Origin of the sequence: Streptomyces sp. NPDC005866, from assembly GCF_040629895.1 — a bacterium.
GTDB lineage: Bacteria > Actinomycetota > Actinomycetes > Streptomycetales > Streptomycetaceae > Streptomyces.
Genome location: NZ_JBEXWP010000004.1, coordinates 159276 through 180044, shown reverse-complemented (window position 1 = coordinate 180044; position 20769 = coordinate 159276). Strand labels below are relative to the sequence as shown.

18 protein-coding genes and 2 pseudogenes are annotated in these 20769 nt (G+C 71.5%); 12 read left to right on the top strand and 8 right to left on the bottom strand.

Features of this window, described 5'->3' with window-relative positions:
• Window positions 1-11 precede the first annotated feature (11 nt).
• Together ABZ396_RS07765 and ABZ396_RS07760 are read left to right on the top strand one after the other, a co-directional pair.
• Window positions 12-801, top strand: a pseudogene (locus ABZ396_RS07765) (SDR family oxidoreductase).
• Between the two features lie 227 nt (window positions 802-1028).
• Window positions 1029-2594 (top strand): sodium:solute symporter family protein, encoded by a 1566-nt coding sequence (locus ABZ396_RS07760; RefSeq protein WP_358916706.1) that lies wholly within the window; start codon window positions 1029-1031, stop codon window positions 2592-2594.
• Window positions 2595-2609: 15 nt separating this feature from the next.
• On the opposite strand, the gene ABZ396_RS07755 is transcribed toward ABZ396_RS07760, so the two are convergent.
• From ABZ396_RS07755 to ABZ396_RS07745, 3 genes are all read right to left on the bottom strand, one after another.
• Entirely contained in the window at window positions 2610-3728 is a 1119-nt protein-coding gene (locus ABZ396_RS07755; protein ID WP_358916737.1) for an ADP-ribosylglycohydrolase family protein, read from the bottom strand.
• 156 nt (window positions 3729-3884) lie between these two features.
• A complete protein-coding gene (locus ABZ396_RS07750) occupies window positions 3885-4232 on the bottom strand; it encodes a hypothetical protein (RefSeq protein WP_358916704.1) in 348 nt (115 codons plus the stop codon).
• A 29-nt stretch (window positions 4233-4261) separates the two neighbouring features.
• Window positions 4262-4498 (bottom strand): hypothetical protein, encoded by a 237-nt coding sequence (locus tag ABZ396_RS07745; protein WP_358916703.1) that lies wholly within the window; start codon window positions 4496-4498, stop codon window positions 4262-4264.
• A gap of 232 nt (window positions 4499-4730) precedes the next feature.
• On the opposite strand from ABZ396_RS07745, the gene ABZ396_RS07740 reads away from it, so the two are divergent.
• Together ABZ396_RS07740 and ABZ396_RS07735 are read left to right on the top strand one after the other, a co-directional pair.
• Window positions 4731-5042 carry a Scr1 family TA system antitoxin-like transcriptional regulator gene (locus ABZ396_RS07740; RefSeq protein ID WP_358916702.1) on the top strand — a complete coding sequence of 104 codons (312 nt, stop codon included), beginning with the start codon at window positions 4731-4733 and terminating at the stop codon, window positions 5040-5042.
• Window positions 5039-5230, top strand: coding sequence for a DUF397 domain-containing protein (locus ABZ396_RS07735; RefSeq protein ID WP_358916700.1), 192 nt, complete (start codon window positions 5039-5041; stop codon window positions 5228-5230). The genes ABZ396_RS07740 and ABZ396_RS07735 overlap by 4 nt, the downstream gene beginning before the upstream one ends.
• Here ABZ396_RS07735 and ABZ396_RS07730 read toward each other — a convergent pair.
• The gene (locus ABZ396_RS07730; RefSeq protein WP_358916699.1) at window positions 5227-7653 is read right to left on the bottom strand and encodes a tetratricopeptide repeat protein; all 2427 of its coding nucleotides are present in this window, start codon (window positions 7651-7653) and stop codon (window positions 5227-5229) included. The two genes, ABZ396_RS07735 and ABZ396_RS07730, sit on opposite strands and share 4 nt — an antisense overlap.
• Before the next feature lie 107 nt (window positions 7654-7760).
• Here ABZ396_RS07730 and ABZ396_RS07725 point away from each other — a divergent pair, with 107 nt between their 5' ends.
• From ABZ396_RS07725 to ABZ396_RS07715, 3 genes are all read left to right on the top strand, one after another.
• Window positions 7761-8222 carry a prevent-host-death family protein gene (locus tag ABZ396_RS07725; protein WP_358916697.1) on the top strand — a complete coding sequence of 154 codons (462 nt, stop codon included), beginning with the start codon at window positions 7761-7763 and terminating at the stop codon, window positions 8220-8222.
• A complete protein-coding gene (locus ABZ396_RS07720) occupies window positions 8219-8569 on the top strand; it encodes a hypothetical protein (RefSeq protein ID WP_358916696.1) in 351 nt (116 codons plus the stop codon). Before ABZ396_RS07725 ends, ABZ396_RS07720 begins: the two co-directional genes overlap by 4 nt.
• Window positions 8570-8658: 89 nt before the next feature.
• The gene (locus ABZ396_RS07715; RefSeq protein WP_358916694.1) at window positions 8659-9165 is read left to right on the top strand and encodes a DUF2165 domain-containing protein; all 507 of its coding nucleotides are present in this window, start codon (window positions 8659-8661) and stop codon (window positions 9163-9165) included.
• 11 nt (window positions 9166-9176) lie between these two features.
• Here the strand turns inward: ABZ396_RS07715 and ABZ396_RS07710 are convergent, their stop codons facing one another.
• On the bottom strand, window positions 9177-9734 hold the full coding sequence (locus ABZ396_RS07710; protein WP_358916693.1) for a hypothetical protein: 558 nt from the start codon (window positions 9732-9734) through the stop codon (window positions 9177-9179).
• An 88-nt stretch (window positions 9735-9822) separates the two neighbouring features.
• Window positions 9823-12453, bottom strand: a complete 2631-nt coding sequence (locus ABZ396_RS07705; RefSeq protein WP_358916692.1) for a bifunctional FO biosynthesis protein CofGH — start codon at window positions 12451-12453, stop codon at window positions 9823-9825.
• A gap of 183 nt (window positions 12454-12636) precedes the next feature.
• Between ABZ396_RS07705 and ABZ396_RS07700 the strand changes: the two genes are divergently transcribed.
• Window positions 12637-14142 carry a CehA/McbA family metallohydrolase gene (locus ABZ396_RS07700; protein WP_358916691.1) on the top strand — a complete coding sequence of 502 codons (1506 nt, stop codon included), beginning with the start codon at window positions 12637-12639 and terminating at the stop codon, window positions 14140-14142.
• Between the two features lie 34 nt (window positions 14143-14176).
• Here ABZ396_RS07700 and ABZ396_RS07695 read toward each other — a convergent pair.
• Window positions 14177-14608: pseudogene (locus ABZ396_RS07695) on the bottom strand (transposase); the annotation flags it as partial.
• A gap of 135 nt (window positions 14609-14743) precedes the next feature.
• Here ABZ396_RS07695 and ABZ396_RS07690 point away from each other — a divergent pair.
• Window positions 14744-15139 carry a nitroreductase/quinone reductase family protein gene (locus ABZ396_RS07690; RefSeq protein WP_358916690.1) on the top strand — a complete coding sequence of 132 codons (396 nt, stop codon included), beginning with the start codon at window positions 14744-14746 and terminating at the stop codon, window positions 15137-15139.
• 18 nt (window positions 15140-15157) lie between these two features.
• On the opposite strand, the gene ABZ396_RS07685 is transcribed toward ABZ396_RS07690, so the two are convergent.
• Window positions 15158-16084, bottom strand: a complete 927-nt coding sequence (locus tag ABZ396_RS07685; RefSeq protein ID WP_358916688.1) for an NAD(P)H-binding protein — start codon at window positions 16082-16084, stop codon at window positions 15158-15160.
• 255 nt (window positions 16085-16339) lie between these two features.
• Here ABZ396_RS07685 and ABZ396_RS07680 point away from each other — a divergent pair, with 255 nt between their 5' ends.
• From ABZ396_RS07680 to ABZ396_RS07670, 3 genes are all read left to right on the top strand, one after another.
• The gene (locus ABZ396_RS07680; protein ID WP_358916686.1) at window positions 16340-17122 is read left to right on the top strand and encodes a hypothetical protein; all 783 of its coding nucleotides are present in this window, start codon (window positions 16340-16342) and stop codon (window positions 17120-17122) included.
• 113 nt (window positions 17123-17235) lie between these two features.
• Window positions 17236-20184: a BTAD domain-containing putative transcriptional regulator gene (locus ABZ396_RS07675; protein ID WP_358916684.1), complete on the top strand. Its 2949-nt coding sequence runs from the start codon at window positions 17236-17238 to the stop codon at window positions 20182-20184.
• A gap of 206 nt (window positions 20185-20390) precedes the next feature.
• Window positions 20391-20606: a hypothetical protein gene (locus ABZ396_RS07670; RefSeq protein WP_358916683.1), complete on the top strand. Its 216-nt coding sequence runs from the start codon at window positions 20391-20393 to the stop codon at window positions 20604-20606.
• Window positions 20607-20769: the final 163 nt, after the last annotated feature.

Here is a 20769-nt window from a genome sequence, read left to right as displayed (position 1 = left end):
GGAGGTCATCGATGTCTCTGCTCATGGGCAAGACGGTCGTCGTCTCCGGGGTCGGTGCCGGGCTCGGCCACCAGGTCGCGGCGGACTTCGTACGGGACGGCGGGAACGCCGTGCTCGGCGCGCGGACCGAGGCGAACCTCGCCAAGCGCGCGGCCGGGATCGATCCGGAGGGCGGCCGGACCGCGTACCGCCCCCTCGACATCACCGACGAGGGCCAGGGCGAGGCGCTGGCGGCGTCGGCCCGGGAGCGTTTCGGGGGCATCGACGCGGTGGTGCACGTGGCCGCCTGGGACTCGTACTTGGGCGGGGTTGGAGGACGCTGACTTCACGACCTGGGCCTCGGTGGTCGACGTGAACCTGCTGGGGACGCTGCGGATGACCCGGGCGTGCCTGCCGGCACTGAAGGAGGCGGGCGGCGGATCTGTGGTCTTCGTCGGGACGCAGTCGGCCGTCGCCGCGCCCTCGCAGGTGAAGCAGGCCGCGTATGCCGCCTCGAAGGGGGCGCTGACCAGCGCGACGTACTCGCTGGCGCGGGAGCTGGGGCCGTACCGGATCCGGGTCAACACGGTGCTGCCGGGCTGGATGCGGGGGCCGCCGGTGCAGGCGTACGTCCAGTTCACGGCGCACACGGAGGGGGTGCCGGAGGACGAGGTGCTGGGGCGGCTGACCGGGCGGACGGCGCTGCCGGACCTGGCGACGGACGGGGATGTGGCGGACGCGGCGGTGTTCCTGGCGTCGGACCTAGCGCGGGCCATCACGGGACAGTCGCTGCTGGTCAACGCGGGGGAGCTGATGCGCTGAGGCAATGATTCCGGCCGCCGGGGCGCTCCAGATCGTTCATACACATGAATCAAGGTCAGAAAGCAGAACGATTTTACTGCCCCTTGACCTTACGCCCGCTTGTCGTGCCCGTGTGACCGAACCCACGATGAGCGGGCACTTCGCGGCCTTCCTCGTCCTGGCTCCGCTTATGCGAAGTGCCAGCCAGCTGAGCGGAGTTCAGTAGGCGGACCCTGGAAGGGGGGCGTATGAACGGGCTCGACTGGGCCGTGCTCATCGGCTACTTCGGCGTGATGGTCGCGATCGGCGTCTGGTCGCACAAACGTGTGGACAACGTCAGCGACTTCTTCACGGCCGGCGGAAAGATGCCCTGGTGGCTCTCCGGCATCTCGCACCACATGTCGGGCTACAGCGCGGTGATGTTCACCGGGTACGCGGGCATCGCCTACACCTACGGCGTGACGTCGTTCATCACCTGGTCCTTCCCGATCGCGCTCGGCATCGCGATCGGCTCGAAACTCTTCGCACCGCGTATCAACCGCCTGCGCTCCCGCCTCCATGTGGCGTCCCCCCTCGAATACCTGAAGAACCGCTACAACCTGTCCACCCAGCAGGCGCTGGCCTGGTCCGGCATGCTGCTGAAGATCGTGGACGTGGCCGCCAAGTGGGCCGCGATCGCGACCCTGCTGTCGGTGTTCACGGGTGTGTCCCTCAACCAGGGCATCTTCATCACCGGCGCGATCACCGCGGTCTACTGCACCATCGGCGGCCTGTGGGCGGACGCGCTGACCGAACTGGGCCAGTTCATCATCCAGTTGCTGGCCGGCGTCTCGATGTTCGTCGCCGTCGTCCTGAAGCTGAATGACAAGGGCATCGGCTTCTTCGACGCCTGGGACCAGCCGGCCCTGCACGGCCACGGCAAGCCGCTGGTGGGCCCCTACGGCACGGTCTTCCTTCTCGCCTTCCTCTTCATCAAGCTCTTCGAGTACAACGGCGGCATGCTCAACCAGGCCCAGCGCTACATGGCGACGGCCGGACCGAAGGAGGCCGAGCGCAGCGCCCGCCTCTCCGCGGCGCTCTGGCTGATCTGGCCGGTGGTCCTCTTCTTCCCCATGTGGATGTCGCCCCTCCTCGTCCACGCACAGAAGCCGGACGGCTCCGACTCCTACGGCCTGATGACCGAACAGCTCCTGCCGCACGGTCTGCTGGGCCTGGTCGTCGTCGGCTTCTTCTCCCACACGATGGCCATGTGCTCCTCCGACGCCAACGCGATCGCCGCCGTCTTCACCCGGGACGTGGCGCCGGTGCTGTCGTCGAAGGCGCGGGCGTGGAGCGAGCGCTCGGGCCTGATCGCGGCCCGCGTGACGACGGTGGTCTTCCTCGGCCTGTCCATGGCGGTGGCCACCCAGGTCAACTCCCCCACCTTCAAGGACATCATCACCGTGGTCATCAAGTGGGTGGCCGGTCTGATGGGACCGATCGCGATCCCGATGATGCTGGGTCTGCTCCGCACGTTCCGCCGCTCCGGCCCGACGGCCGCGCTCACCAGTTGGGCGGCGGGCCTGCTGGCCTTCTGGCTGGTCAACTACCCGATCAACTGGAGCGTCGACGGCGGCGTGCCGTTGCAGTACCAGGTGTCGGTCCCCCTGGCCGTGTCGCTGGTCCTCTACATCCTCATCGGCTATCTGAAGCCGGAGGACACCCCGGAGCGCCTCGCGATCATCGAGACCGTCAACACGGACGGGGACGGGGCGGCGTCGATCCCCGTACCGGCGCAGGCCCCGGCAGGCGGGGGCGAGGTCGTGCGGGACTGACTGTCTACGAACGGCTCAGGCGCCCCGCGGATAGCGGGCCAGCCATCCGGGGGCCGCGCCCGCCGGGCTGTGCAGGGCCGGCCCCTGGGTCATCTCCATCGCGAAGTCGTCGGCCAGCTCCAGGATCGTAGGACGGCCCTCCAGTTCGGCCACCCAGGCCGGCGGGAGGGCCGTCTCGCCGTGCAGGGCACCGAGGAGGCCGCCGGTGAGCGCGCCGGCGACGGCGGAGGGGCCGGCATGGTTGACGGCCAGGCAGAGCCCGTGCCGTACGTCCTCGCCGACGAGGGCGCAGTAGACGGCGGCGGCGAGCATCCCGTCGGCGGCGCCGTCCCCGGTCAGCTCCTCCACGCGGGCCGGGGACGGCATCCCCTGCCGTACGGCGCCGAGCGCGTGCTGGAGCGCGTCGGAGACGGGCTGATGCCCGGGCCGGGCGGCGAGCAGTGCCAGTGTCTTCTGCACGGCGGCGTCGAGACTGTCGCCCCGGGCCAGCCCGTGCACGATCACGGCGTACGCGCCGGCGGACAGGCAAGCCGTCGGATGCCCGTGAGTCTGGGCCGCGCACTCCACTGCGAGTTGTACGACAAGTTGCGGCTCCCACCCCACCAGCAGCCCGAACGGCGCGGAACGGGCGACGGCCTCGGGCCCCACGTCACCCGGGTTCTTGGGCGACTCCAACGTCCCCATGTTCTCGTCCCCGAAGCCGACCAGCAGCGCCCGCGTGGGATCTCGCCGCGCGTACAACCACTCCTCCCTCGCCAGCCACCCGTCGTCCTTCCGCCGCTCGTCGGGCCCCCAGTCCCGCTGGGTGGCCGCCCACCGCCGATAGGCGCGATGCAGGTCGGTCGGCGGATGCCAGGCGCCGGTATCCCTTCTCACCTGGGCTCTTATCAATCCGTCCACGGTGAAGAGGTTGAGCTGGGTGTGATGGGTCACGGCCCCGCGCCGCCCATGCCCGAACCCGAGGTCGACCACCCCCTCCGGCCCGTACGACGTCCGGATCTCCTCAAGGGTCAGCCCGTCCACGGGCCCGCCGAGGGCATCCCCGACGGCCGCGCCCAGCAATGTGCCCCGCACCCGGCTCCGGAAGTCCTGCTGCTCGGCCCGACCCCAGACGGCACCCGGTGTCACACCCACCATGACCTCCTCCCGGGCACCGTCCGTACGTGCGACAGCACAGCACTGTAATCGACCGGGAATGATCCGTTCAGGGCGCAGTTAGGTATGCGAAGTGGGGGTTGTGTGCTCCAAGTGGCCTGTTTTCGGCCAGGCCGGGGGTGTGGGCGGGGTCGTTCAGACGGCGCGGTGGTGGTCAGCCGTACCAGGTGACGTTGCACACGTACACGCCTCCGCCTCGGCCGCCTCCCGGATCGCGCGGATCTCGGCGATGGCGGCCGTCGGATCCTGTTCCACCGCGTCCACGATCCGCCCCAGAGCACGCAGGCGTGCAGCGCGGTCCGGATGGCGTTGGATCGCCGCGAACACGGCCCACGAGTGCACGAAGGCGCGCAACGGGGCGAGGCTCTGGGTCTGCTGCGCGTTCGTCGCCGCCTCGAAGAGGTGCTGGGTGAGGGCCGGGATCCGGCTCGGGGCGATCCGCGCCACCTCCGCCCGCAACGCGTCCGGCGTCAGCTCGGGCATGGGAATCAGCGGTCCTGAACGTTCGGCCGTCATGTTTTGGGCAGGAAGCCGTGATCCCTCAATTCCTGGAGGGCGGCGGCGATCTCGAACTCGCTGTCTCCGAGCTGCGCTGCCAGCGCCCGGACGCTCTTAGCAGCCCCCTCGGGCAGCGTCCGGAGGTGGATGCCGACGCCCATCGGCATGAGGGACAGCCCCGGGCACCGGGCAAGGTCCTCGTGGCCCGCAAAGATGCGTGCCTTGTCCGTGGGCCTGAACGTGTGGGTCATCGGGAAGTGTCCCTTTCCTGAAGTGGGCTTGCTGGTCAAGCGGCTCTCTCGGCCCGTGCCCGGCAGTCGCGGCAGCGGCCGGGACGGGCCGGCCGGAACGCCCGCTCGCAGCCCTCGCACGTCTGGGACGGATCCGGGCGGGCCGGCGCGGACGTGTCCCGAGGGACCGGAACCGGGACCGGAAGGTGGGTGGCAGCTGGCTGGCGAGGCGACGGGCCAGGAAGGCGGCCGGGTGCTTGATCGGATCCTGGGGCAGGTCGGTCGTGAGAGCGCGTACGACGGCTGTGGGCGGCACGCCACGCTCCAGCCACTGATGCCCACGGACTGTGAGGACCACGCCGGCATGGGCGGCTCGCTTCAGCTGCTGAAACTCCGAGACGGCAAGACCCTGGGGCACTTGGAGGTCCAGTTCATCAGTCGGCTGATCAGCGATCCAAGTGAGGCCCAGACCCTGGAAAAGCACTATGGAATGATCCGGGCCCAGGCGCTCATGCCCCAAGAATCGCTGGCCTTCATCGAGAAAGGACTGGAGTGGGAGACATGACCGCCCTCAAGTGGTTCAACAGCAGCTACAGCGGCAACGAAGGCCCCGAGTGCGTCGAGGTCGCCATAGCCCCCGCCGACACCACCGTCCACGTCCGCGACTCCAAGGACCAGGACGGCGTCCGGCTCGCGTTCACGAGCCGTGCATGGTCGGCGTTCGTCGGGGTCGTCCCGTCAGGCCAGTCCTAGTCCTGCGCCTCGGCTCGGCGTAGGTCGTCAGGTGTGCCTGGCAGGTCGCCGAGCCCGCGTCGTACCCGGGTCCGGGTCGCCAGGGCCCAGGAGTAGGCGGGAGCCAGCTCGATGGCTCGGTCGAGGTCGCTCAGGGCTTTTTCGTCGCGGCCCAGTTCGTGGAGGGCCGCGCCACGGCCGGCAAGGGCCGAGGGGTAGTCGGGCAAGAGGGTGATGGCTCGGGTGAGTTCGGTGACCGCGTCCTCGTACCGGGCCGCCCGCCGGTAGGCGTCGCCGCGTTCGGAGGCCAGCCAGGGCGAGTCGGGTGCACGCCGAACCGCCTCGTCCAGGTCAGCGAAAACCTCGTCCCACTTCTCCTTGGCAAGGTGCACGCGCGCCCTGCGTGCCCGCGCCCACAGGTGGCCCTCGTCGAGGCTCAGCGCGCGGTCGAAGTCGCTGAGGGCGGCGTCGTAATGCTCCTGCGTGTACTGGCACACTCCCCGGCAGGCGAGCGTGTCAGCGTCGGTCGGGTCCAGGGTGAGGGCCCGGTCGAACTCGGCCAGCGCCTCTGTGTTCCGGCCCGCCTGCCGGTGGGTCTCGCCCCGGGCTGCGATGAACAGCGCGGTGTCGGGCATCAGTTCCTCCGCACGATCCAGAGCTGCGACAGCCCCGGTGAAGTCACCCAACGCCCGGCAGACGATGCCGCGTTCGTAGTGGGCCATCGGCCGCCCCGGATCCAGTTCGATCGCTCGGTCGTACTCGGCCAGGGAGCGGCCGAAGTCGCCGGCGTTCCGCAGTTCCCGGCCCCGGACGACGTGTGCCAGCGCCCGACCGGCACGGTCCAGTTCGGGCCCGGCGAGGAGCAGGTCCATGGCCCTGGTCACTCCGCCGGCCAGGGCCTCGTTCAGGCGACGGCCCCAGTCCCGCACGATCGGGGCGTCGGCGGTGACGCCCGCTTCCACCAGCGTCATCGTCCAGCGACGGCCGGCCGCAGGATCCGCGACGCAGGCGAGCAGGAAAGTGTTCAGTGCCGCGGCAAGCGACGTATGCGGCCGCGCGCACAGCCGGTGATACGTCTCCTCCAGCAGCAGTTCGCGCCATGGCTCGTGGTCCCATTCCGCCCCGGGCCGGATGCCGCTCGCCGCCTCCGCACGCCAGCTGCCGTAGGCCTCCGCGAGCCGCTCGTGGTCCCGGGTCCAGTCGCGTGGGGAGTGCCGCTGGCGCAGGCGGAGCATCGCTTCGCGGACCAGGCCGTGGTAGCTGATCCGGTCGGGGCGATCGGTCACGAACGGCAGGCCGCGCAGCCAGCCGAAGAGCGCGTCGGCGTCCTCGTCCGGGCAGTCCACGGCCGCCCGGAACACATCCAGATCGAGGCGCCGGGGCAGCGCGCAGGCGAGCGCCACCGACCTGCGTGCCGGGTCCGGCTCCCACTTCAGGAAGCGTTCCACGGCGGTGGCGCTGGGGTCGCCCACGTCGTCCGGGGCGGTGGGGCGCTGCTCGGCGAGGGCCGTGACGAGGACGGGGAGTCCGCCGCTGAGCCGGAGCACCTCCGTGACCACCGGTTCGTCCCGTAGCCCCTTGTCCGCGAGCAGGCCCCGCGCCTCCGCCTCCGTGAACGGGCCGAGTGGCAGGTCGGTCATGAAGTCGGCGAAGCCGCCCCAGCGGGCGGTGTCGAAAGGGTGCTGGCCGGAGGTGACCAGGACGACGTTGGCGGGGAGGGCGCCGTACCGGTCGGTGGTCATGACGTCGTGCAGCCAGCGGTCCAGGAACGGGCCGGTGCGCTCGTAGGTGTCGAGGAGGAGGACGATCCAGGGGACGGTGTCGGCGGCTCCGGCCAGCTCTGTCAGGAGCACCGGGGTCAGTGCCCGTTCGGGCGACAGCACCAGTTGGGCGTCCTCCTGGCTGCGGAAGCGGGCCCGGAGCCGGTCGGCGCCCTGGGCGAGCCGGTCCGCGTCCAGGGCGGCGGCGAAGGCGCCGGCCACCGGGACCATCCCCAGGCCCACCAGCCCGGCCCGCGCCACCGCGAGGCTGCCCGCCGACGGCCCGTCCGGCTCCGCGGGCTCGCCCATCACCAGGGCGGCCTCCGCCTCGTGCCGGCGCTCCCGGTGCGCGGCCAGCAGCCGCTCCAGCTCCTTGAACCGCCGCCCCTGCATGGCGAATTGACGTGTCATGGCCGTCATGGCCTCGGGCACGCTGCCCGCGCCCTCGTCGACATACGCGGTCAGCGCGCCCGCCTCCCGGGCGATCTGCTCCAACTCCCTTACCAAGAAGGTCTTCCCGACTCCCGCGTCACCGTGCACATGGAAGAGAAAGCGGTGCCGCTCGTCCTCGGACGCCAGGTCGAGGTTCCGCCGGAAGGCGGCCCGCTCGTCAACCCGTCCGACGAACCCTGCCCTCCTGCGCCGCCCGATCAGCTCCTGCATCGATAGTCGCGTCGACCCCATCCACACACCTCCGCAGCCGGCTCACGCCAAGCCTGTCAGAGGCCCTGGCGTCCGGACGGCCAACCCATCGATTGACTTCGGAATACGTTCCGAAGTATCGTCGAACCATGTCCACTCCCACGGTCGCCTTCTCAGAGCTCTCCAAGAACTCCAAGCGGGTCGCCGAAACGCTCGACCGAGCCCAGCGAGTGCACATCACCCGCCGGGACGGCGAGGACCTCTACCTGACGACAGCACGCCACGACCAGCAACGCGAGGAGACGGCGGACATCACGGCCCGCCTTCTCGGCGCGCTCGTCCGCAGTGACGCCGGCGAGCGAGCCATACAGCGTGCCCTCCCCTCGGTCTTCCCCTGGGTCCGTCATCTGTCGGCGGACGAACTGAAGCAGTTCGTCGCCGAGCTCATCGACGCCACCTATGACGCGGCACAGCTCGACGTTCACACCAACCTCCACCGGGTCGTCGTCGAATGGCACGCCACGGCCCGGATTCTCGCCGACCCCGAACTCACCGCCCAGCTCACCCGGCGACTGCCGGACGAGGACCACGGCGAGGTGACCGCCCCGTGAGCCCCAAGCGCGGCGACGACGCCGCTCCGCCGCCGGTTGGTGACGAATGGCGCCTGCGCTTCGCGACCAACGAAGCGGCGAAGGGCTGGGGCGAGCTGGGCGCGGAGGCGCCGGGGAACACGCGGCGCTGCTTCGAGGCACTGCGGAGCGACCCCGCGTCGCGGGCGGACCCCGATCGCCAGCACCGGCTGCGGGGTCGGCTGGCCACGGGCCACCTCGGTCAGGAGTACCCGCAGTGGGAGTACGAGGTGACGGTGGGCGGTCGCGTGCGCTACCTCATCGACGAGGCGCGCCGCACTGTCCATCTCGTGTACGCGTCCACGCGCCATCCCAAGGACACCGACTGACCCTCGGCGCGCTCACAAGTGATCCAGGCCATCTCGAACCGGGGGATGCCGAGAGGGTGTGAACGGGGATGGCGGGGAAGGACGGTGACATGTCCACCTCCCACGCGCCTCGTGCGCTCTCGCTCGCCGCTGCCCTTCTCACCGGCACCGTCGCTCTCTACATCGCCCTTGTCGCCCTGGGGAACATCACCGACTTCGGCACCAACCAGGCGTTCGTCCAGCATGTGCTGGCCATGGACACGACGTTCAAGGACGACGACCTGATGTGGCGGGCCATTAGCAACAAGGGGCTTCAGAACACCGCATACGTCGCCGTCATCGTGTGGGAGACCGTGGCCGCGCTCGTGCTCACCGCCGGGACCGTGCTGTGGTTCCGGCGCGACAACGGGCTTGCGCGGCGCCTGTCCACGTACGGTCTGCTGATGCTGGTGCTGCTCTTCGGTGCCGGGTTCGTCGCCATCGGCGGTGAGTGGTTCTCCATGTGGCAGTCGAAGACCTGGAACGGGCTCGACGCCGCGACCCGGGTGTTGGTGCTCACCGGCATCGCGCTGATCGTCGTACAGCTGAGTCCTTCGGGCCGGGATCAGGACGCCTGAGCCACCGCCCGCTACTTGACGACCGTCACCTTGGTGTTCGGTTCCGTGCCGAACGTCCACAGGGCTGTGCCGTCTGCCTTGTGCAGGCGAATGCCGCTGGTCTGCTTGCCCGCGGCGGGCGGTGGGGAGGAGCCGTCGACCGCGTTGGAGAAGGCGATCGACAGTCCCGACTTCGCGGCGAAGTAGAGGATGTGCTCGATCTGGACGCCGTCCGAGCCGGTCGTGGACGACAGGGTCTTGGAGATCGTGTACGTGCCGGGGTCGGGGCTCACCGTCCCCGGCCACACCGTGAACGTGCGGATCGCCTTGTCGCTCGCGTCGACCGTCCACACCCGATTGTCACCGAGCGAGTAGACGATACGGCGGCCCGTGCCGGAGGCCGCCGGTACCTCGGGGGCCTTCGTGGGGGCCGGTGACGCGGCGGGGTGGGCGCTCGCCGACGGGCGGACCGCCGCGGCCGTTGGGTGCGGTCCCTTGTCGGCCTGTACGGCGAGGAAGACGACGGCCACCGTCGCCCCGGCCGTCAGACCGGTGGCCCAGACCCAGGAGGGCAGCAGTCGGGCAGCCACGGGTACGCATCTCCTCCGTTATGAGGCCCCCTACGTATTCGCACAGGGGTCGGATCATCGTACTGTGCGCTGCCCGCCCGCTTGCCGCTCAGTCCAGCACCGGCAGCAGCTCCGGCAGATGCCCGTCGGAGGCCTCGGCCGCCCGCTGCCGCTCCTCGGACACCTCGCCGTACACCGTCGTACGGGGCTTCGCCGGACGGCCGGCGGCCTCGGCCACGGCGATCAGGTCCCGGACCGACTTGTACGAGCCGTACGACGAGCCCGCCATCCGCGAGATGGTCTCCTCCATCAGCGTGCCGCCCAGGTCGTTCGCGCCCGAGCGGAGCATCTCCGCCGCACCCTCCGTGCCCAGTTTCACCCAGCTTGTCTGGATGTTCGGCACCCAGGGGTGGAGGAGGAGGCGGGCCATCGCGGTGACGGCCCGGTTGTCGCGCATGGTCGGGCCCGGGCGCGCGATGCCCGCGAGGTAGACGGGGGCGTTGGTGTGGATGAAGGGCAGGGTCACGAACTCGGTGAAGCCGCCGGTCTGCTGCTGGATGCGGGCCAGGGTGCGCAGATGGCCCAGCCAGTGGCGGGGCTGGTCGACATGGCCGTACATCATCGTGGAGGAGGAGCGGATGCCCAGCTCGTGGGCGGTGGTGACGACCTCGATCCAGGTGGCGGTGGGGAGCTTGCCCTTCGTGAGAACCCACCTCACCTCGTCGTCCAGGATCTCCGCCGCCGTCCCGGGGATGGTGTCCAGGCCCGACTCCTTCGCCACGGTCAGCCACTCCCGGATCGACATGCCGGTGCGCGTCGCGCCGTTCACGACCTCCATCGGCGAGAAGGCGTGCACATGCATGCCGGGGACCCGCTCCTTCACCGCCTTCGCGATGTCGAAGTACGCCGTGCCGGGCAGGTCGGGGTGGATACCGCCCTGCATGCAGACCTCGACCGCGCCGACCTCCCATGCCTGCTGGGCCCGGTCGGCGACCTGGTCCAGGGAGAGGGTGTAGGCGTCGGCGTCCGTGCGGCGCTGGGCGAAGGCGCAGAACCGGCAGCCGGTGTAGCAGACGTTGGTGAAGTTGATGTTGCGGGTGACGATGTAGGTGACGTCGTCGCCGACCGCCGACCTGCGGACGTCGTCGGCGATCCTGGTCAGCGCGTCCAGTGCCGGGCCGTCCGCGTGGAGGAGGGCGAGGGCCTCGGTGTCCGTCAGCTTCGTGGGGTCGTCGGCCGCGGCCGCCAGGGCCTGGCGGACGTCCGTGTCGATGCGCTCGGGTGCCATGCCGGGGGCGGCCGCCTCGCGCAGGGCGCCCCAGTCGCCGTACACCTCGTCGAAGTCGTCGCGGCGGTCGGCCGTGCGGCCCTCGGTGTCGATGGTGGTGTGCAGGTCGGTGCGGCCGGAGGCGGTGAAGACCTCCTCGGGCTCCTGCCAGGGGTGTCCCTCGACGACCGCTTCCGGGACCGCGAGGCCCGTCTCCGGGTCCGCCAGCGCGGCCACGTGCGGGCGCAGCCGCGGGTCGAGCCAGGGCTCGCCGCGGCGGACGAACTCCGGGTACACGCAGAGACGTTCCCGCAGCTCGAAGCCCGCGGCGGCCGACTTCCGGGCCAGTTCCTCGATCTGCGGCCAGGGGCGTTCGGGGTTGACGTGGTCGATGGTGAGCGGGGAGACCCCGCCCCAGTCGTCGATGCCGGCCGCGATGAGGCGCTCGTACTCTCCCCCGGACTCCGTCTGGGAGGTGCCCCCCTGGACGAGGTTGGGCGGCGCCTGGATGTTGCCGGCCGGGCCCATCACGAGGCGGGCCACCGCGACCGCCGCGACCAGTTCGTCCAGCTCGGCGTCCGGCATGCCGCGCATCGCCGTGTCCGGCTTGGCGCGGAAGTTCTGGATGATCAGTTCCTGGACGCCGTGGTACGAGCGGGCGACGCGGCGCAGCGCGAAGAGGGACTCGGCGCGCTCCTCGTAGGTCTCGCCGATGCCGATCAGGATGCCCGAGGTGAAGGGGACCGAGGAACGGCCGGCGTCCTCCAGGACGCGCAGCCGGACGGCGGGTTCCTTGTCGGGGGAGCCGTGGTGGGGGCCGCCGGGCTCGGACCACAGGCGGGTCGCCGTCGTCTCCAGCATCATGCCCATGCTCGGCGCGACCGGCTTGAGGCGCTGGAAGTCGGTCCAGGACATCACGCCCGGGTTGAGGTGAGGCAGCAGGCCCGTCTCCTCCAGGATGCGGATGGAGATGGCGCGGACGTAGGCGATGGTGTCGTCGTAGCCGTGCGCGTCGAGCCACTCGCGCGCCTCCGGCCAGCGGTCCTCGGGCTTGTCACCGAGGGTGATCAGGGCTTCCTTGCAGCCGAGGGCCGCGCCCTTGCGGGCGATGTCGAGGACCTCGTCCGGTGACATGAACATCCCGTGCCCGGCCCGGCGGAGCTTGCCGGGGACGGTGACGAACGTGCAGTAGTGGCACTTGTCGCGGCACAGGCGGGTGAGGGGGATGAAGACGCTCTTCGAGTACGTGATGACACCCGGGCGGCCCGCTTGTTCCAGACCGGCGTCGCGCACCCGGGCGGCGGACGCGGCGAGGTCGTCGAGAGCCTCGCCGCGCGCCTGGAGCAGAACGGCGGCCTCGGAGACGTCGAGGGCGACGCCGTCCCGGGCGCGTTTGAGGGCGCGACGCATGGAGTTCTCGGTGGGGCCGGCTCCGGAGGTCCCGGACGTTCCAGAAGTCGCGGAAGTCGTCATTCCTTGAGCATACGTTCGGGGTGATCGGGACGGCTGGGGTGCCTGGTGGCGCCCCGAAGGGGTGCGGGGCTCCTTCACATGTGCGGCTCCGCCGCGTGGGCGCGAGCAACCACAACGCACCCGCAGCCGCCCACCACCCCGGCCCGGCTAGGGTGATACCGGTGCCGAGGCCGAGGCACTCCCGTGTGTGAGGACACGCACGGCATCGGCAGACGCGCGCTGTTCGTGACGGGCGCGGCGGCAGCCCTTACGTTGGGAACCGTGAGCTTCGCAGCGGCGGACGGTCAGGACCAGGAGACCCGGACGATACGCGGCACGCTGCCGCCCGGCTGCCCGGACTTCGTGTACGTACCGGTCGAGGTCCCCACCGGCGTCCGGGAGATCAAGGTCTCCTACACCTACGACAGGCCGAGCGTCCCGGCCGGCACCGCGGGCAACGCGCTCGACATCGGCCTCTTCGACCAGCACGGCACCGAACTGGGCGGCAGTGGCTTCCGGGGCTGGTCGGGCGGCGCGCGCACGGAGTTCTTCGTCCGCGCCGACGACGCGACCCCCGGGTACCTTCCCGGCCCGGTCGGCGCGGGCACCTGGCATGTCGCCCTCGGCCCCTACACGGTCGCCCCGCAGGGTCTGACGTACGAGCTGACGATCACGCTGACGTACGGCGAGCCCGGCACCCCGCTCCGCCCGGTGTACCCGCCGGAGCGGGCCAAGGGCCGGGGCCGGGACTGGTACCGCGGCGACTGTCACCTGCACTCCTGGTACTCCGACGGCCGCCGCACCCCGGCCGAGATCGCGGCGCTGGCCCGCCAGGCCGGCCTGGACTTCATCAACTCCTCCGAGCACAACACGCACTCCTCGCACGCGCACTGGGCGGACCAGGCCGGCGACGACCTGCTGATCATGCTCGGCGAGGAGATCACGACCCGCAACGGCCATGTAGTCGCCCTGGGCACCGACCCGGGCACCTTCGTCGACTGGCGCTACCGCGCCCGGGACAACCGGTTCGGCAGGTTCGCCCGCCAGATCCACGAGGCCGGCGGTCTGGTCGTACCGGCGCATCCGCACGCCACGTGTGTCGGCTGCGCCTGGAAGTTCGGGTTCGGGGACGCCGACGCGGTCGAGGTGTGGAACGGCCCCTACACCCCCGACGACGAGGTGGCCCTGTCCGCCTGGGACGCCACACTGGTCGCCTCGGTGCGCGACGACCGGGAATGGCTCCCCGCGATGGGCAACAGCGACGCGCACCGCTCCCCGGACGCCGTCGGCATGCCCCAGACCGTCGTCCTCGCCGACGACCTGACCCGCGAGGCCATCCAGGACGGCCTGCGCGCGGGCCGCTCCTACATCGCCGAGTCGAAGAACGTGAAGGTGAACTTCACGGTCACGGGCGGGCGCGGCGAGCGGGCCGGGATCGGCGAGCGGCTGGAGGTGGCCGCCGACACCCCGGTGACCGTCCGCCTGGAGGCCTCCGGCGTACCGCGCTGCACGGTCCGCTTCGTCACGGACCAGGGCGTCCTGCTGACCAGCGACCCGCTCCCGGTGGCCGGCTCGGGCGTGGTCGAATGGCAGACGACCCCGCAGTACGCGGCCTACGTCCGGGCGGAACTCCGCCACGAGACGGCAGCGGGCCCGGTACCCGGAGGCTTGGCGGCGCTGACCAACCCGATCTTCCTGGGGCGTCGTTGAAGTGCTCTCCCTCGTAAACGAGGCAGATTCCTGCCTACCTTGCGGTGGCGGGCTTGACGCCCCGGGGACGCCTGACGACTGCCCTCCCGGCAGCCGGGATGAGCGCGTGGCCCATCCGGTACAGGTGCAGGATGTTCCGGGCTGCGTTCCAGTCGGCGTTGCCCGACCATCCGCAGTCGGGGTTTGTGCACACGAACGTGGCCTGGGACTCCCGGCTGCCCGGTCTGGTGAAACCACAGGCTGAGCAGCGCAGGGAGGTGCCGGGGGCAGGGACCTGGTGCAGGGTGCCGCCGTGGCGGGCGGTCTTGTACGTCAGCATCGTCACGGTGCGGCCCCATGCCTCCTGGCTGATGGAGCGGTTCAGGCCGGACTTCTGCGTGACGTTCCTGCCGGGTTCCTCCATGGTGCCCCTGGCGGACTTGACCATGTTCTTGATGTTGAGCTGTTCGACCACGACAGTGCTGTATTCGCCACCACAGGTTCCAGGTCACGACCCGCATCCGCACCCACCGCCTCAGTCGCGCGCGTGTCGGGGACCATTGGAGCCACGGCAGCAATCATGCGAGCCAGAGATCAGAGACGCGAAGGAGTCGCACGGACCATGCCACGCCCCGCTGACGCCCGTTTCCGCGCCACCACCGCCTTCCAGCGCCATGTCGCCAACCCGCTGACCCGGCTGATGCCCTTCCAGACCCTCCTGGAGACCACCGGGCGCACCTCCGGCCTGCCCCGCCGCACGCCGCTCGGCGGCCGGCGGGTCGGTGACTCCTTCTGGCTGGTGTCGGAGTTCGGCGAGCACTCCCAGTACGTCCGCAACATCAAGGCCGACCCTCGGGTGCGGGTCCGTATCCGCGGGAAGTGGCACGCGGGTACGGCCCACCTCATGCCCGACGACGACCCGGTGGCCCGCCTGCGCACCCTGCCCCGGGGCAACAGCACCGCCGTACGGCTGCTCGGGACGAACCTGCTGACGGTGCGGGTGGACCTGGACGGCTGAGCGTCGCGGGTGCGGCGCCTACCCCTTTCCGGCCCGCAGTCCCGGCGTGGCTTCGACCAGGCTGTCGATGCCCGACGGCGGGCGGCCCAGGAGTTCCGTCACGTCGTCGGTCGCCCGGTCGTAGCGGTTCTCCCCGTGCAGGCGGGCCATCGTGGCGACGTGGGCGAAGACGTGCGGCGGCAGGCCCAGCGGCTTGAGGTCGCGCTCGGCCCATTCGTCGTACGGCACGTCGACGTACGTCACGGTGCGTCCCAGCGCGTCGGAGAACTCGGCGGCGATCGCGGTCATGTCGCGGGAGGCGGCGCCGGTCAGTTCGTAGACCCGGCCGAGCGGTGGTGCGGGGTCGAGCAGCAGTCGGGTGACTACCGCGGCCACGTCGCGGGCGGCCACCGGCGAGGTGCGTGCGCTGCCGAAGGGGAGGCGGATGGTGTCGTCGCGCTGGATGGATGCCGTGGCGAGCACGCCGAAGAGTGGGTTCTCCATGAACACCGTCGGCCGGAGGTGGATGACGGGCAGCCCGGACCAGTCGAGGACGTGTTCGGAGAGCCAGTGCAGCCGCTGCTGGCGTGACTCCGCGCTGCTGGTGAGGTCCATCTGGGAGACGGTCATCTGTGACATGTTCACCAGCAGGTCGAGCCGCCCGCTCTCAAGGGCCGCCGCCGCCACGGTTGCCGTGGCCTCCAGGTAGTCGGGCGACGGGCTCATCCCGAAGTAGGCCCTGCGGCAGCCCGCCAGTGCCGCGACCACGTCCGCGCCGCGCGTGAGGTCACCGGCCACCACCTCGACGCCGCCGACCGCCCGCAGAGCGGCGGCACGGTCGTCGTCGTGGTGCACCAGGGCTCGCACCGGAACTCCGTGTCGGCGCAACTCCCTGACGACGGTCCCGCCCACGTCTCCGACGCCACCGGCGGCACCGGTGACCAGGATCGGATCAGCACTCGGCACGGCGTCCTCCCGCAGTCGGCAACTCGCTCCGTCTTTCTACGGCACGCGGACCGCCCCCGGCACGCCCCGGCCGCGGAGGCCACCCGTCAGGAGTAGCGACTTCGGCCGTCCGTCGGGAACCCGGCGTCGCGCCCGTCCGCGGATGCTCAGCCGGCCCAGGACGAGTTCACCCTTCTCTTCCCTATTCACCACAGCCTGCTCGACGGACGGTCGCTGACCACCCTGCTGCGTGCCCTCCTGGACGGCTGCGCGCCAGTGGACGCCGGCGCCTCGGCGGCCGGGCCGGGCGCGGTCCGCCGGATGCCCGCGCCCGGCACCCAGCCGGGGCTGCTGACGGCCGGCCTCGCGGTGCCGTTGCCGGGGAAGGGCGAGCGGAGGACGGCGTACTCCGTCGTACGACTGCCCCCGGACCTCATGCGGGCCGCGCGCGGGCACGCTGGGGCGGCGACCACCAACGCGGTATTCCTGGCGGCCGTTTCGGGCGTACTGCGCTCCTGCCTGTCGGCGTCCCCCGCGGGCCCCGAGGTGACCGGGCCGGTCCGGCTGTCCGTCCCGGTCGATCAACGCCCCGCCGACCGGGGCGACTTCCCGGGCAACGCGTTCTGCAATGTCCGGCTGGCCGCGCCGGTGGCCCTGGCGGCGCCGGCGGACCGTCCCGCCGCGTGCACCGGGCTGCTGCGGACCGTCACCCGGCCGTCGAGCACGGCCGAGAAGGTGTTCGAGGCCGCCCTCACCGCCCTGCCCGGCCCCGCCCGGGCGCTGGCCCGCGGGCGACTGTTCGTCCCCGCCTACGCGCCCGCCGCCTGCACCTACGTCCACCTCCGCGAGTCCGGCAGTACGCTGGCCGGGCGCCCGCTGCGCCGGGTCACCGTGGTGCCCATGGTGCCTCCGGACGGCACGGTCACCTTCGCGCTGGGCGGCTGCGCCCGCGGCCACACGCTGAGCGTGTGCACCAACTCCGGTGCCCAGGACGCGGATCTGCTGGCGGAGGCGTTCCGTCATGAACTGGGCCTGCTCGGGGAGGCCACTTCCGTGTGAAGGGTATGTGGACCACCGCGTGTCGCCCTGTGATCGGTGTCTCGCCAGGCTGACGCAACTCCCCTGAACAAGGCAAACTGACGGGGTGGATCGGGATGTCTAGGGGGACGGGCATGGACGGTGGACCGCGGGTACCGGAGCAGCGGCGACCCTCCTCCTCGGCGGAGGCGGCGGCGTTGCGCTTCAGTGTGCTCGGTCCGGTGCGCGCCTGGCGGGAGGGGCAGCCGCTCAACACCGGCTCACCCCAGCAACGCGCGCTGCTCGCCGCCCTGTTGCTGCGCGAGGGCCGCACGGCGACGGCGGCCGAGCTGATCGACGCGCTGTGGGGCCCCGAGCCGCCGTCGCAGGCGCTGGCGGCGGTACGGACGTACGCGTCGCGGCTGCGGAAGATCCTGGACCCGGGCGTCCTGGCCAGCGAGTCCGGCGGCTACGCGGTGCGCGGCCTCGGCGAGGGTGCCCTGGACCTGGCGGTGACGCAGGACCTGGCGGCGGAGGCGGAGAAGGCGCGCAGCGGCGGGGACCTGCGCCGGGCACGGGAGTTGCTGGGGCGCGCCCTGTCCCTGTGGGACGGCGAACCCCTGGCCGGCGTCCCCGGCCCCTACGCCGACGCCCACCGGGTCCGCCTGGAGGAGTGGCGCCTCCAACTCATCGAGTCCCGCCTGGACATGGACCTGGAGCAGGGCTGCCACGCGGAGGCGGTGTCGGAACTGACGGCGCTGACGGCCGCCCACCCGCTCCGCGAGCGCCTGCGTGAACTGCTGATGCTGGCCCTGTACCGCAGTGGCCGCCAGGCGGAGGCGCTGGCCGTGTACGCGGACACCCGCCGTCTGCTCGCCGAGGAACTGGGCGTCGACCCGCGCCCGGGCCTGCGGGACCTGCAGCAGCGGATACTGCAGGCCGACCCGGCGCTGGCGGAACCCTCTTCCCCCACGGCGGACCCCCCGGCCACCCTGGTCCGGCCCGCCCAGCTCCCCGCCACCGTCCCCGATTTCACCGGCCGCGCCGCCTTCGTCACCGAACTGGGCGAGGTGCTGGCGTCGGCGGAGGGCCGGGTGATGGCCGTGTCCGCGCTGGCGGGGATCGGCGGCGTGGGCAAGACGACCCTCGCGGTCCATGTGGCCCACCAGGCCCGGTGGGCCTTCCCGGACGGCCAGCTGTACGTGGACCTGCAGGGCGCGGGCCCGCGAGCCGCCGAACCGGAGACGGTCCTGGGCTCCTTCCTCCGCGCCCTGGGCACCCCGGACTCCTCCGTCCCGGACTCCCTGGACGACCGGGCGGCCCTGTACCGATCGGTCCTGGACGGCCGCCGGATCCTGGTCCTCCTGGACAACGCCAAGGACGCGGCCCAGATACGGCCGCTGCTGCCGGGCACGGAGGGCTGCGCTGCCCTGGTCACCTCCCGCGTCCGCATGGTCGACCTGGCCGGGGCCCACCTGGTGGACCTGGACGTGATGTCCCCCGACGAGGCGCTCCAGCTGTTCACCAGGATCGTCGGCGAGGAGCGGGTGGCCGCCGAACGCGAGGCGGCCCTGGACGTGGTGGCCGCGTGCGGCTTCCTGCCCCTGGCGATCCGCATCGCCGCGTCCCGTCTCGCGGCCCGCCGCACCTGGACGGTCTCGGTACTGGCGGCGAAGCTCGCGGACGAACGCCGCCGCCTGGACGAACTCCAGGCCGGTGACCTGGCGGTGAAGGCGACGTTCGAACTGGGCTACGGCCAACTGGAGCCGGCCCAGGCCCGCGCCTTCCGCCTGCTGGGCCTGGCGGACGGCCCGGACATCTCGCTGGCGGCGGCCGCGGCGGTCCTGGACCTCCCGGCGGAGGACACGGAGGACCTCCTGGAGGCCCTGGTCGACACGTCCCTGCTGGAGTCGGCGGCCCCCGGCCGCTACCGCTTCCACGACCTGGTCCGCCTCTACGCGCGCGCGTGCGCGGAACGGGACGAACAACCGCCGAGCGAGCGGGAGGGGGCGATGTCACGGCTGCTGGACTTCTGTCTGGCGACGGCGGCGGGAGTGTACGCGATCGAGCGGCCGGGGGACCGGCTGGTGGACCATCTGGAGCCGACCTCCTACCCCGGCCTCGTCTTCACGTCGCCGGGCGCGGCTCAGGACTGGCTCTACAGTGAGGCCAACTGCGTGATGGCGTGTGTCCGGCAGTCCGTCGGCCCCGAGAGGCTGCGCCGGGCGGTGGACCTCCTGTGGGCCACGAAGGACCTCGCGGAGTCGGGTGCCAACGCCCGCGAGTACGAGGTCGCGGCGACCGCCGTACGGAACGCGGCGCATGCCGCCGGCGATGCCCGGGCGGAGGGCCGTGCCCGCACCACGCTGACCAATGTGCACCTGGTCGCGGGCCGCTTCGACGAGGCCGACGGCGAGGCACGCCTCGCCATGAAGCTGGCCGACGACGCCCAGGACCCGCTGCCCAACTGCTGGGCGCCCAACGACCGCGGCATCATCGCCCTCTACCAGAACCGGCACGCTGACGGCGAGACCTACCTCCAGCAGGCCATCGACAACTTCCGGGCCGACGGCAACAACGTCGGCGAGGCCAGCGCCCTGTGCAACCTCTCCCGGATCCGGCTGGCCATGGGACAGACCGCGAGCGCGATCGAACTCGCCGAGCAGGGCATCGGCATCTACGACCGCATGGGCCTGACCCTGCGTCTCGCCAACGGTCGCTATGCCCTCGGCATCGCCCTCACCCAGGCCGGGCGCCTGTCCGAGGCGCTTGACCAACTCACGGACGCTCTGGCCCTGTTCCACGACAACCGGCAGCCCCTGTGGGAGGGCGTCGCGCACTTCCGGATCGCCGAGGTGCATCTGGCGGCGGAGCGCTTCACCCCCGCGGCACTGCACGCGGAGCAGGCGATCGCGCTGCGTGGCATCGGTGGCGAGTGGCGTCGGGGGACGGTGCTCACGGTCCTCGGCAGGGCACTGGCCAGGCTCGGCCAGCCCGACCGTGCGAACGCCTGCTGGCGTGAAGCCCTCTCCATCTACGAACAGTTGGGCTCCGCCGAGGCGGCCGAGGTGCGCTCTCTCCTGGCACCGGCGCAAGCCGCGTAGCGGAGCGGCCGGCACCGTTCATCGTTCGTTTATCGCGGCTCGGCAGGCTTACGTACATCGATCCGTCGCGTCGGGGGGCAGACGGATCACGGAGTGGCCTCACCGATTAGGGTGAACGGCCCACACGCCCGTCCGACGGCCCCCGGGGGAGCCGTCGGACGGGCCGTTTCCCAGCTTTTCAGCACGAACAGCCGGAGTTGATCATCATGGCGCAGGACGAGAAGACCGCCGACGTCGTCAAGCCGCTCGACAACCACGCCTCCGCCGTCGAGGAGAACCTCCTCGACACGGCGGAGGCCCCTGTGGCGACGCCCGCGACGCCTTCCGAGGACGACGGGATCACCACCCTGGACAACCACGCGTCGAGCGAGAAGGCCGCAGCCGTTCTCCTGGACAACCACGCCTCCGACGAGACCGCCTGACCAGACCTTTCTCCAGACGGGGACCGGCCGCGGCGGCGCCGAGGGGGAGCCGCCGCGGCCGAGGTGTGTCCGGCGAGAGGGTCAGACGCGCCGGCGTTTCCGTGGCGGGCGGCCGGCCCGCCCTCCTCGCCGGCGTCAGAAGCGAAGCGCTGCGTCTCCGTAG